Origin of the sequence: Streptomyces sp. NPDC127197 (assembly GCF_042672405.1) — a bacterium.
Classification (GTDB): Bacteria; Actinomycetota; Actinomycetes; order Streptomycetales; family Streptomycetaceae; genus Streptomyces; species Streptomyces flavusporus.
On the sequence record NZ_JBHXVG010000024.1, the window covers coordinates 21398 to 33282 of the forward strand.

11 protein-coding genes are annotated in these 11885 nt (G+C 70.3%); all 11 read left to right on the plus strand.

Features of this window, described 5'->3' with window-relative positions; genetic code table 11:
• Nucleotides 1-24 precede the first annotated feature (24 nt).
• The gene (locus ACFVJQ_RS30610; RefSeq protein WP_385516384.1) at nucleotides 25-276 is read left to right on the plus strand and encodes a hypothetical protein; all 252 of its coding nucleotides are present in this window, start codon (nucleotides 25-27) and stop codon (nucleotides 274-276) included.
• Between the two features lie 147 nt (nucleotides 277-423).
• Nucleotides 424-1449 carry an NlpC/P60 family protein gene (locus ACFVJQ_RS30615; protein ID WP_385516371.1) on the plus strand — a complete coding sequence of 342 codons (1026 nt, stop codon included), beginning with the start codon at nucleotides 424-426 and terminating at the stop codon, nucleotides 1447-1449.
• A 387-nt stretch (nucleotides 1450-1836) separates the two neighbouring features.
• A complete protein-coding gene (locus tag ACFVJQ_RS30620; RefSeq protein WP_385516372.1) occupies nucleotides 1837-2715 on the plus strand; it encodes a DUF5134 domain-containing protein in 879 nt (292 codons plus the stop codon).
• Nucleotides 2716-3107: 392 nt separating this feature from the next.
• Nucleotides 3108-3404: a heavy-metal-associated domain-containing protein gene (locus tag ACFVJQ_RS30625; protein ID WP_385788750.1), complete on the plus strand. Its 297-nt coding sequence runs from the start codon at nucleotides 3108-3110 to the stop codon at nucleotides 3402-3404.
• Nucleotides 3405-3512: 108 nt separating this feature from the next.
• Complete coding sequence (locus tag ACFVJQ_RS30630) at nucleotides 3513-5819, plus strand: heavy metal translocating P-type ATPase (protein WP_385788752.1); 2307 nt, start codon at nucleotides 3513-3515, stop codon at nucleotides 5817-5819.
• Nucleotides 5820-5927: 108 nt separating this feature from the next.
• Nucleotides 5928-7082 carry a serine hydrolase domain-containing protein gene (locus tag ACFVJQ_RS30635; protein WP_385788754.1) on the plus strand — a complete coding sequence of 385 codons (1155 nt, stop codon included), beginning with the start codon at nucleotides 5928-5930 and terminating at the stop codon, nucleotides 7080-7082.
• Between the two features lie 299 nt (nucleotides 7083-7381).
• Nucleotides 7382-7831, plus strand: coding sequence for a MarR family winged helix-turn-helix transcriptional regulator (locus ACFVJQ_RS30640; RefSeq protein ID WP_385788756.1), 450 nt, complete (start codon nucleotides 7382-7384; stop codon nucleotides 7829-7831).
• Entirely contained in the window at nucleotides 7818-8345 is a 528-nt protein-coding gene (locus ACFVJQ_RS30645; protein WP_385516377.1) for an aspartate carbamoyltransferase, read from the plus strand. Before ACFVJQ_RS30640 ends, ACFVJQ_RS30645 begins: the two co-directional genes overlap by 14 nt.
• 240 nt (nucleotides 8346-8585) lie before the next feature.
• Nucleotides 8586-8921 (plus strand): ArsR/SmtB family transcription factor, encoded by a 336-nt coding sequence (locus ACFVJQ_RS30650; RefSeq protein WP_385788758.1) that lies wholly within the window; start codon nucleotides 8586-8588, stop codon nucleotides 8919-8921.
• Complete coding sequence (locus tag ACFVJQ_RS30655; protein ID WP_385516379.1) at nucleotides 8921-9637, plus strand: cation transporter; 717 nt, start codon at nucleotides 8921-8923, stop codon at nucleotides 9635-9637. The genes ACFVJQ_RS30650 and ACFVJQ_RS30655 overlap by 1 nt, the downstream gene beginning before the upstream one ends.
• A gap of 652 nt (nucleotides 9638-10289) precedes the next feature.
• Nucleotides 10290-11735 carry an MFS transporter gene (locus ACFVJQ_RS30660; protein WP_385788760.1) on the plus strand — a complete coding sequence of 482 codons (1446 nt, stop codon included), beginning with the start codon at nucleotides 10290-10292 and terminating at the stop codon, nucleotides 11733-11735.
• The last annotated feature ends 150 nt before the right edge of the window (nucleotides 11736-11885 follow it).

Here is an 11885-nt window from a genome sequence, read left to right on the forward strand (position 1 = left end):
CAGCAGACGGCCGTACTCGTGGAGATGATCGCCGACGACCGGGCCCTGCGCCGGCAGCCCCGCGAGGTGCTCGCCGCCGCGATGTACGGCATGGCGGCCGGGGCGGCGCCCGCGGGCGCGTTCGCGGTGGGTGGCCCGAGTGCGCTGATCCGTCTGCGGCGGCTGCTCACGCCGCAGCGGCGGCCGCACGCCGCGCTGCGGGCCTCTGTAGCCGTGGCGGCAGCGGCGGCGCCACTGATCCCGCTGCTCCTGGGCTGCGTGCACGGCATCACTTAACCAGGGCAAACCGTCCCGTTTCTTCGGACAGGATTGCGACGCGAACTACGAAGCTACTAAGTTGCTCGCGAACTTGATCGACGCCACGGCACCTGCGGATGACGGCTCCCGCCGCCCGCCGCGGGTGAACAGAGGAGCTGTCGCAGGATGGGATCGCACCGCAGACCGAAGCCGCCGAGCCGCTCCCGGCTCGCCGTCCTGGCCGCAACGGCGGGGACCGTCTCCCTCCTGCCGACGCAGAGCCAGGCCGCGCCGAAACCGTCCATCGACGAGGTGCGCCAGCAGGTCGAGGAGCTCTACGAGGCGGCCGAGGCTCCGACCGAGGAGTACAACGCCATCCTCGAGAAGAAGGCCAAGCTCCAGAAGGAAGCCAAGCGCGCCCAGGAGCAAGTGGCCAGGCAGCAGCAGGAGATCAACGAACTGCGCGACGAAATGGGCCCGGCGGCCGCCGCCCAGTACCGCAGCGGTGGCCTGGACCCGAGCGTGCAGCTGTTCCTCTCCTCCGACCCGGACGACTACCTCGACAAGGCGGAGAGGGCCGACCGCCTGAGTGCACGCCAGGTCTCCATGCTGAGCAGCCTGCAGGCCAAGCAGCGCGAACTCGCCCAGACCCGCGCCGAGGCAGCCAATAAACTGAGCGATGCCGAGGAGGTCCGCAAGCGGCTCAGCGGCAAGAAAGAGGAGATCCAGGGCAAACTCCGCGAGGCCCGAAAGCTCCTCAACAGTCTCAGCGCGGAGCAGCGCGCGCAGTTGGAGGCCAAGGAGGCTGCCGCCGACCAGGCCGCCGGCACCAGCGACAGCGCCGCCACGTACAACGGTCCTGCCAGCGGGCGCGCCCGTACCGCCATCGAGTTCGCCTACGCCCAACTCGGCAAGCCGTACGGGTGGGGCTCGACCGGGCCGGACTCCTACGACTGCTCCGGGCTGACCGGTGCGGCCTGGCGCGCGGCCGGCGTCTCGCTGCCGCGTACCGTCCAGGAGCAGTACTCGGCGGGACGCAAGGTCGCGAAGTCGGACCTGCAGCCCGGCGACATCATCTACTGGTACAACAGCAGCCAGCACAACGGCATCTACATAGGCAACGGCAAGGCCATCCACGCGCCGCGCACCGGCAAGAACATCGAGATCACCCCCCTCAACTACATGCCGTACTTCGCGGCCACACGCCCCTGAGCCGAGAGGCTGGGAAGGGCAGCCGGCCTCACGGGTCCCCAGCGCACGGCCCTCTTGGAGCCAACGTGCGTAGCAGACCGGGCTGTAGGCCAGGATTGCGCCTACCCTTGCCGCCCCAACGGCGAGCGACTACACACACCCTCCGTCGGCCTCCCCCAGGACAACGACGGCTTACTCCCCGGCGCGACCGCCATCGGGCTCGGCAGGCGGCCTTGGCGCTCACAAGCCAGGAGTCGTGAGATGCGGCCGTGCGAGTCGCGCGAGCGAGAACGTCCCAGCGCGAAACTCCGCGGAACCCGTGAGCACTCTCCCGCCCCGATACGTACTAAGGGTCCTAGCAGTTGAAGACCTTGCAGTGACGCGGCGGGGCGAACGGGAAGGGTGGAGATGGGAACTCTGGCTCTGAGCTGGTCCATCGCGGCGGTCGCCGCCCTCGTCGCCGCCGTCAGCGCGGTCCGCGTGATGACCACCAGCGGCGAGGCCCGGTTCGCGGCGGGCGGTGACCTGCTGATGGGCCTGTCCATGGCCACGATGGCCCTGCCCGCGACGGTCGCCTGGTACGCGGAGTACGGCATGTGGTGGTCGGCGGCGTTCGCAATCCTGGGGCTCGGCGCCGTCGTGCTGGCCATCAAGCACACGCGCGAGCGCGGCTGGACTTACGGCCGCCACTGGGTGCACCTCATTGTCGGCAGCTTCAGCATGGTGATCATGACGCTGGCGATGACGAGCACGTCCTCCGGTCCAGTTCTCGCCCTGGGTCACGGTCACGCCATGGCCGGCATGCCAGGGATGGACCACGCGGCGGACACGCGGCACACCGCCGGGATGGAACACGTGGCCGGTATGGAATCCATGCACGGGATGAGCATGCCGGGCATGAGTGGCCATGCCGCCACCGCCGGGGCCGACACCTCGGCGTCCGCGATCTGGCGCTGGGTGATCGCAGCGCTCGCCGTCTACTTCCTGCTGTCGATCGCCGCGTCCGTGTGGCAGCGCGTCCGCGGTGCGAGGAGGAACAGTCCCACCGATGGCCGCGAGAGCGGCCGACGGCGCAGCTGGGCCCGCTGGCTGCTGACCATGCCGGACACGGTCGTGGTGTACCTGGCGTCACTGACGCTCTCCGCGTGGGACAGGACGCGCACCGCGGAGCGGGGTCGCTATGGTGGCCGACGCCGCCGGATCGGAGCCGCGCCGGAGGCGGCCCTCGCCGCTCACGTCGGCATGGGCGGAACCATGTCCGCCATGCTGCTGCTGATGACCGTGTGACCGTCAGGGCCAGGACAGCTGCGGCACGCCCGCAGCAACCCCCGACCGCACTCACCACTTCGCCAGGGCAGGACTGCCCCCTTCACGGACCGCCACCGACCCCTCCCCCATCCAGTCCCCTCTCCGCAGCCGCAGACGGCAGCACGGCGGCCTCATCATCGTGCGCGGAACCCAGGGATACCCGCCGGTCCGCATGACCGCCTCCCTCCATCCGCACTCCTGAGCCGCCGAAGCGCTCGGATCACAACGAGATTCACGCCCGCATGCCCATCCCGTGTGGGCAGCACCACACGACAGGAATACCCCTGGGGGGTATATTGTCGACTCGCATGGGAGGGGCGGGATCGAGCCTCTCCTGGAACGCCCACGCATCCACACGCGAGGAAGAAGCCATGACCGACCAGAAGACCTCCGGCTCCTGCTGCTCCACCGACGGCTCCTGCCACTCCGGTGCGGCATCCGACGCCCAGGGCGCGGGCGTCACCACCGTCTACAAGGTGTCCGGCATGACCTGCGGCCACTGCGAGGGCGCGGTCTCGCAGGAGATATCCGCGCTGGACGGCGTAACCGCGGTCACGGCCGTCGCCAAGACCGGCGAGGTGACCGTCACCTCCGCCGCCCCGCTCGACGAGGAGGCCGTGCGCGCCGCCGTCGACGAGGCGGGCTACGAGCTCGTCGGCACCGCCTGAGCCCGCCCGGGGCCCAGCAGCCCCGAGCATGCGATTTCTTCCCCGCCGGGACGTATCGCTCCGCTGATACGGACGCCGTACGTCCCGGCTCACCCCAGGAGAATCCCCATGACCAGCACGGCTCCCGAGACAACCGGCACGGATCCGCAGAAGGCCGTTCCCAGCCAGGCTCCCGCGCCCGCCGCCGAGGTCGAGCTCTCCATCGGCGGCATGACCTGCGCCTCGTGCGCGGCCCGCATCGAGAAGAAGCTCAACCGCATGGACGGCGTCACGGCGACCGTCAACTACGCCACGGAGAAGGCGAAGATCTCCTACCCGGACGGGATCGGGGTCGCCGACCTCATCGCCACGGTAGAGAAGACCGGCTACACGGCCGAGGAGCCGCCTCCTCCCGTTCCCGCGGCCGGCGACGAAGGCGAAGCCCAGGCGGCTCCGCCCGCCACGGACGGGGAGTTGGTCTCCCTGCGGCAGCGTCTGTTCGTGTCGCTGGCGCTCTCGGTTCCGGTCGTGCTGCTGGCGATGCTCCCGGCCCTTCAGTTCGACAACTGGCAGTGGCTGTCGCTGACGCTGGCCGCCCCGGTCGTGGTCTGGGGCGCCTTCCCCTTCCACAAGGCAGCCTGGACCAACGCCCGGCACGGCGCCGCGACCATGGACACCCTGGTGTCCCTCGGCACCCTCGCCGCGCTCGGCTGGTCGTTGTGGGCGCTGTTCTTCGGGCACGCCGGAATGCCGGGCATGCGGCACGGCTTCGAATTCACCATCTCCCGCTCGGACGGCTCCTCCTCCATCTACCTGGAGGCCGCGGCCGGCGTGACCACGTTCATCCTCGCCGGGCGCTACCTGGAGGCAAGGTCCAAGCGCAAGGCGGGCGCGGCTCTCAGGGCCCTGCTGGAGCTCGGCGCCAAGGACGTCACCGTGCTGCGCGGCGGCAAGGAAGTCCGCATCCCGGTGGGCCAGTTGGCGGTCGGTGACCGCTTCGTCGTACGGCCCGGCGAGAAGGTCGCCACCGACGGCACCGTCGTCGAGGGAGCCTCCGCGGTCGACGCCTCCATGCTCACCGGCGAGTCCGTGCCGGTCGACGTGACCGTCGGCGACGCCGTCACCGGCGCCACCGTCAACGCCGGCGGCCGGCTCGTCGTCGAGGCGACCCGGGTCGGCGCGGACACGCAGCTGGCGCGGATGGCGAAGCTGGTGGAGGACGCGCAGAACGGCAAGGCCGAGGTGCAGCGCCTCGCCGACCGAATCTCCGGCGTCTTCGTCCCCGTGGTCCTGCTGATCGCCGCGGCCACCCTCGGCGGCTGGCTCGGGGTCACCGGCGACGCGACCGCCGCCTTCACCGCCGCCGTGGCCGTCCTGATCATCGCTTGCCCGTGCGCGCTGGGACTTGCCACCCCGACCGCGCTGATGGTCGGCACCGGCCGCGGCGCCCAGCTCGGCATTCTCATCAAGGGCCCGGAGGTCCTGGAGTCGACCCGCCGCGTTGACACCGTCGTCCTGGACAAGACGGGGACCGTGACCTCGGGCCGCATGCAGCTGCAGGACGTCTTCATCGCACCGGGGGTCGACGAGGCAGAACTGCTACGTCTGGCGGGCGCTTTGGAACACGCGTCCGAGCACCCGATCGCCCAGGCGATAGCAGCGGGTGCGATCGAGCGGGTGGAGATCCTCCCTGTCCCGGAGAACTTCGAGAACGTCGCCGGCCTCGGCGTCCAGGGCGTGGTCGACGGGCACGCGGTACTCGTCGGCCGTGAGAAGCTCCTCGCCGAGTGGGTGATCGAGCTGCCCGGCGAGCTGGCCGAGGCCAAGGCCGCGGCGGAGGCCGAGGGGCGTACGGCGGTCGCCGTCGCCTGGGACGGCGAGGCACGCGGCGTCCTCACCGTCGCCGACGCCGTCAAGGACACCAGCGCCGAAGCGGTCGCCGAGTTGCGCCGGCTGGGCCTGAAGCCGGTCCTCCTGACCGGCGACAACCAGCTCGTCGCCGAGTCAGTCGCACGGACGGTCGGCATCGACGAGGTGATCGCCGAGGTGCTGCCCCAGGACAAGGTGGACGTGGTCAAGCGGCTCCAGGGCGAGGGCCGTACGGTCGCGATGGTCGGCGACGGCGTTAACGACGCGGCTGCTCTCGCCACCGCCGACCTGGGCCTGGCCATGGGCACCGGCACCGACGCGGCGATCGAGGCGGGCGACCTGACCCTCGTCCGCGGGGACCTGCGGGTGGCGGCCGACGCGATCCGCCTCTCCCGCAGGACCCTGGCCACCATCAAGGGCAACCTCTTCTGGGCCTTCGGCTACAACGTCGCCGCCCTGCCGCTCGCCGCCGCCGGCATGCTCAACCCGATGATCGCCGGAGCCGCGATGGCCTTCTCATCGGTCTTCGTCGTGACCAACAGCCTGCGCCTGCGGTCCTTCAAGTAGTCGGGACCCCGAGTGAGGATCCTCAAGTAGATGACCGCGCAACACCGTTGACGAGAAGTGCCCGGTCGGCAGGCTGGGCACCTCGCGTACCCGAGGGAGGTACGAAAGGTGAGCGAGATATCCGAGACACCCGGTGGGACGGAGCACGTCACCCATGACGTGAACGAGACGCACCTGGAAGGTTTCGTCACGGACGGGTATGAAGCGGTACGTGAGGTCTTCCAGCGGCTGGTGGACGACGGCCTGGAGACAGGGGCGGGCCTGTCGGTCTGGCGGGACGGCCGCGAAGTCGTCCGGCTGAACGCGGGGTGGGCCGATGCCGCACGGAGCCGTCCGTGGCACGGCGACACCCTGGTCATGCCGTACTCCCTGTCGAAGGCGTTCGTCACCCTCGCCGCCCTGGTCGCGGTCCGCGAGGGCGCGCTGACGCTGGATGAGCCGATCGCCACCTACTGGAAGGAGTACGGGAGTCGGGGCAAGGAGCACACCACTCTCCGCCAGGTGCTCACCCACCGAGCGGGCCAGCCCCGCTTCCCGGCCGAGGCGGCGGGCCTCGACCTGCTGGACGAAACCGGGCTGCGGGACAGCCTGACGCGGGCGGCACCGGAGTACGTCCCCGGAACGTCGCTCGGCGAGCACGCGCTGACCTACGGCCACCTGGTCGACGGCATCCTCCGCGCAGCCGCCGGAACCACACTGGGGGCGATGTTCAACGACGTCGTACGACCCGCCCTGGACCTCGACGCCTTCTTCGGCGTGCCGGAGGACGCACTGAACCGCGTCGCCGACCTCGAATACGCGAACCCCGACTGGCCGCAGCAGCTCCACGCCGCATCCTGGCTGCGGATACCCGACGGCGCCCTGGACACGGCGCGGACGAACTCCCGGGCCTTTCGGCAGTCGGTGTTCGGCGCGGTCAACCTGCACACGACGGCAACCGCGATGGCCCAGTTCTTCTCCCGTCTCACCAGCGAGGACGGTCCGGTACGCCGCCTGCTGGGACCACAGCTGCACACCGAACTCCTCACCTCCCAAGTCACCGACTACGACGAGGTCTTCGGCACCCGGATCACCTGGACACTGGGCTTCGTCCGTGACAAGGGAAAGATCGCCAAAGGTGGCATCGGCGGCTCCGCCGCCTGGTGGTCGCTGCGACACCGCCACGCCTGCGCCTACCTGACGCGCCGCCTGGACGACCACTCCCGGGCCGCCCAGATCGCCGCCGCCCTGGGCGACGACCTGACCGTGGTCGGCGAGGACTGAGCAGAAGCCCGCGGCGCTGCCCGCCGGGGCAGCGCCGCCGCACAGGGACATGAACCCTGCCGAGCCTCTTCGGGTCGCGCGACTGGGTGTCATCCGCAGGTCATCGCGGTGGGAACGACGAGTGCGCCGCCCGCACCCAGCACTGCCCGCTCGACGGGCTCCATTTCACGCGGTCCATGCGGCCGCCGGCGACTGAAACTGCCGATCAGCAGGCTCGTCCCGTCGTTAACACGGTGCGGTGCGCGCCACCCAGGGCCAAGTGGTTGCAGGTTCGAACCTCTTGGTTGTACGGTCGAACCATGTCGAGGGATCGCAGGGCTGATGACCCGATCGTTCTCCAGAAGGCCCTGGGGAGTTTCATCCGCGCCTTCGGGCTGCACCAGCCGGAAACCACACCCTGCGGCCAGCCGATCTCCGTCTCCGAGGCGCACGCCCTGGGCGAGCTGGCGGAGGACGGCGACCTGCGGCAGGTGGAACTGACCCGGCGGCTGCGGCTGGAGAAGAGCACCGTGAGCCGGCTGGCCCGGCAACTGTCCACCCGCGGCTGGATCGAACGCGTCCCCGCCCCCGACGACGGACGGGGTGTCGTGCTGCGGCTCACCCCCTCGGGCCGGCGAGCCGCTCAGAACCTGGCCGAAGCACGACGGGAGCGCTTCTCCCGGCTCCTTGAATCGATCCCGGCCCACGAACGGGAGGGCGTTCTGCACGCCCTCGACGTCATGAAGGAGGCACTGGATGAGGAACGTTAAACGCCGGGTCCTGGGGGCGGGTGCGGCCGTGGCCGTCACCGGCGCGGCAGTGACTGCGGCCCTGGCGTTCGGCGGATCGCAGCAGGATCCGGGCGACCGGCAGACAGACCGGCAGAAGGTGGTGGCCCAGCGGGGACAGACCGTGATGCCCTTCGATCTCGAACAGACCACACACCGCTTCACCCCCACAGCAACGGGCGGAACCCAGGACGTCGTGGCGGACCAGCGCGGCGATGCCGAGCAGGTCGACCTGATACGCGCGCACCTGCGGAAAGAAGCCCAGGCGTTCAGCCAGGGGGACTTCTCAGACCCGGCCCGGATCCACGGCGCAGACATGCCCGGCCTCGCCGAACTTCAGAACGGCTATGACCGTTTCGAGGTGCGGTACGAGGAACGGGCGGACGGGGCCACTCTGACCTACACCACGGAAGACTCCGCACTGGTCGACGCCCTGCACAGCTGGTTCGAAGCCCAGCTCGGCGACCACGGCGCACACGCCGAGCCCGGCCACTGAACTGGCGGGCCCCGACCCCGCCCGAAGGCTTCCCTGCACCACCCGGGAGGGTAGGCGCGCGATACCCCTCCATCTGGCCTTGTTCACGGATTTCGGCAGCGGATGTTCTCCGAGTTGGGCAGCGTGGCGAGGGCTTCGTGTCGATGTACGCGAGAACGGGCAGCACCAACAGCATTCGTCTGCCCTGGCGATCAATAGTCCACGACTTCCTGAATTCAGGGTTTCATGTACTGTCGTGGTGTGCTGACTGTTGCCTCCGACATCGAGGTACTCGCGCGGTTCGGCCGCGCGCTCGCCGACCCGATCCGCTGCCGCATCTTGCTCGCCCTGCGAGAGGGCCCCGCCTACCCGGCTGACCTCGCCGACGCCCTTGGCGTCTCCCGCACCAGGTTGTCGAACCACCTCGCGTGCCTGCGCGACTGCGGCCTGGTTATCACCGTCCCCGACGGCCGCCGCACCCGCTACGAGCTCGCCGACGAACGCTTCGGCCACGCGCTGGACGACCTGCGCACTGCCGTGGTCGCCATCGAGACCGACCGCACCTGCGCCGACGCCGAAGAGAAGGGCTGCTGCTGATGGCTTCGGACATATCCATATCCCTGGGCCCCTCCCCGGCCCGCCGCGACTTCCTCGCCCGTCGGATACGGCTGCTGGTCGCCGCGACCATCACCTACAACGTCATCGAGGCGATCGTCGCCGTCACCGCCGGCGCCATCGCCTCCTCCACCGCGCTGATCGGCTTCGGCCTGGACTCGGTCATCGAGGTCTCCTCCGCCGCGGCGGTCGCCTGGCAGTTCTCCGCCCGCGACCACGTCGTACGCGAAGCGCGCGAGAAGACCACCCTGCGCATCATCGCCGTCTCGTTCTTCGTCCTCGCCGCGTACGTCACCGTTGAGGCCGTCCGCGCACTGACCGGCACCGGCGAGGCTGAACGCTCCATCCCCGGCATCGCCATCGCCGCCCTCTCCCTGGCCGTGATGCCGTTCCTGTCCGCCGCCCAGCGCAAGGTCGGACGCGAACTCGGCTCCGCCTCCGCAGTCGCAGACTCCAAGCAGACCCTGCTCTGCACCTACCTGTCCGCTGTCCTGCTGGTGGGCCTGGTCCTCAACGCCACCCTCGGCTGGTCCTGGGCCGACCCGATCGCCGCCCTCGCCATCGCCGCCATCGCGGTCAAGGAAGGTCGCGATGCCTGGCAGGGCAAGGGCTGCTGTGCACCCTCGGCAGGCCCTGAACTGGCGACAGCCGAAGAAGACGCGTGTGGTTGCCGTCCCGGGTGCGACTGCTGCAAATGACCGACAGCTCCGCTGCTGTCGCCACTCGTGAACATGCGCGCCAGCACCGTCGCTCGACCGCCGCCCAAACTGCTGTCGAAACGCTGCCCGTTCTGTCGTACAAAGTCATCCGTCCCTTCGGCACGCCGGCATCCGACGCCGAAGCGTTGCCCACGATGGCGCACCCTTGCCGGATCCCCGCGCCCCCGCCGTCACGGCCACACCCCACCCCCGGCGTCTTGGTCGCCTGCGACTTGAACGACCGCATATTCGCCAGTGAGGGCCGCCCCCGTAGCGGCGCACCGCTGACCGCCTCGGCCTCGCCACCGAAGTGACCTGCGCGTAGCCGCCGATGCGATCCACCTCTCCCGCATGACCCGCGCCCCTATCAAGGGCAACCTCTTCCGGGCGTTCGACACGCGCCGCCGGCACCCTCGCCAGGGAAGCCCCGCCCGATCACCGGGTTCGCCGCCGGTTGCACCGAGAGAACCGACACTCCGCAGCCTGGTCGCTGTCCTCCGTAGACAGCGACCAGGCTGCGTCCATTTCCGGGCCGGGATGCGGGCCAATCCCAACACCTTCCATACCCCCTAGGGGTATGTTATCTTCCACCGCGAAGTACCCCCTAGGGGTATATCGAGGCTCTGTTGGGATCTAGAAAAAGGGGAAGGTCATGCCAACCGTCAACCCCCGGCGCTGGTGGGCACTCGTCGTGCTCGCCACCGCCCAGTTCATGGTGATCATGGACACGTCGATCATCGGGGTAGCGCTCCCCGAGATGCAGAAGGACCTCGGCTTTTCGCAGGGTGAGCTGCAGTGGGTCTTCAACGCCTACGTCATCGCCTTCGGCGGCCTGCTGCTCCTCGGCGGGCGCCTGTCCGACCTGCTCGGCGCCCGCCGCGTCTTCACCGCGGGATGGACGGTGCTGATCGCCGGCTCGGTCGCCGCGGCGGCCACGCAGAGCGCATGGGTGGAGGTCGTCGGCCGCGCGGTCCAGGGCGTCGGCGGCGCTCTGATCGCCCCGGCCGCGATGACCCTGCTGATGACGCTCTTCGCGCACGACCCGAGGGAGCTCGGCAAGGCCATGGCCCTCTACGGCGCCGCGGCCCCGGCGGGCGGAACCGCCGGCGTCTTCCTCGGTGGTGTTTTCACCGAGTGGCTGAGCTGGCCGTGGGTGTTCATCATCTACATCCCGATCGGCGTCGCCACCCTCGCCGCCACCAAGCTGCTCCCGGCCGTCGCACCCCGTCGCGGCGCGGTCGACGTGCTCGGCGCGGTGGCCGTCACCGCCGGTCTCGCGCTCGCCGTCTTCGCGGTCGTGCGGGCCCCGGAGGTCGGCTGGGGTGCGACGCAGACCGTGCTCGAACTCGTTGGCGCCGGCGCCCTGCTGGCGGTCTTCTTCGTGATCCAGCGGGCCGTGCGCGAGCCGCTGATGCCGCTCGGCATCTGGCGCGTGCCGCGGCTCGGCTCAGCGAACCTGGCGATGACACTGCTGGGTGCCGCGTGGATCCCGATGTGGTACTTCCTCAACCTCTACCTCCAGCAGGTCCTCGGCTACGGGGCGTTCGCCTCGGGCGCCGCCTTGCTGCCGATGACCGTGCTGCTGATGGTCTTCATGACCGCGATCAGCGCCCGGCTGCTGGCCCGGTTCGGCGCGAAGCCGCTGATCGGCGGCGGACTGCTGGTCCTGGCGCTCGGCCTGGTGTGGCTGTCGGCGGTGGAGCCGACCGGGTCCTTCGTCGTCGATGTGCTGCCCGCCTCGCTGGTGGCCGCGCTGGGCATGTCGCTGGCGTACATCCCGGCGATGATGGCCGCCATGTCCGGCGCCCCGGCCGAGCAGGCGGGCCTGGCTTCCGGCATCGTCAACACCACCTACCAGGTCGGCTCCGCGCTCGGCCTGGCCGCGCTGACCGCCCTGGCCACCTCGCAGGGCGCGGGCCGGCTCGGCGACCTGCCCGCCCTCACCGACGGCTTCAGCGCCGCCTTCACCGCGGCCGCGGTCATCGCTGCGGTCGGCGGACTGATCACGCTGCTGGTGATGCGCACCGAGAGGTCCGCGGCGGCCGCCCCGACGGAGCAGCCCGAGCGGACGGAGCCGGGCAAGCAGGTCGGCGTCTGAGCGATGGACTGCCGAGCAGCACAGGAGCGATGTCACGGCCGGGGGGGGGGGCCCCCCCCCCCACACGGGCGGGGGGGGCGCCCGCCCCCCCACCCCCCCGGGGCGCGACGGGAGGCACGACCACCAGCGAGATTGGGTGGGTGGGGAGCG

Excerpts from the sequence above, each read along its gene's own strand:
- ACFVJQ_RS30645 (WP_385516377.1), top strand. The coding sequence starts at position 7,818 with ATGAGGAACGTTAAACGCCGGGTCCTGGGGGCGGGTGCGGCCGTGGCC.
- ACFVJQ_RS30615 (WP_385516371.1), top strand. The coding sequence starts at position 424 with ATGGGATCGCACCGCAGACCGAAGCCGCCGAGCCGCTCCCGGCTCGCC.
- ACFVJQ_RS30630 (WP_385788752.1), top strand. The coding sequence starts at position 3,513 with ATGACCAGCACGGCTCCCGAGACAACCGGCACGGATCCGCAGAAGGCC.
- ACFVJQ_RS30655 (WP_385516379.1), top strand. The coding sequence starts at position 8,921 with ATGGCTTCGGACATATCCATATCCCTGGGCCCCTCCCCGGCCCGCCGC.
- ACFVJQ_RS30610 (WP_385516384.1), top strand. The coding sequence starts at position 25 with ATGATCGCCGACGACCGGGCCCTGCGCCGGCAGCCCCGCGAGGTGCTC.
- ACFVJQ_RS30660 (WP_385788760.1), top strand. The coding sequence starts at position 10,290 with ATGCCAACCGTCAACCCCCGGCGCTGGTGGGCACTCGTCGTGCTCGCC.
- ACFVJQ_RS30620 (WP_385516372.1), top strand. The coding sequence starts at position 1,837 with ATGGGAACTCTGGCTCTGAGCTGGTCCATCGCGGCGGTCGCCGCCCTC.
- ACFVJQ_RS30625 (WP_385788750.1), top strand. The coding sequence starts at position 3,108 with ATGACCGACCAGAAGACCTCCGGCTCCTGCTGCTCCACCGACGGCTCC.
- ACFVJQ_RS30640 (WP_385788756.1), top strand. The coding sequence starts at position 7,382 with ATGTCGAGGGATCGCAGGGCTGATGACCCGATCGTTCTCCAGAAGGCC.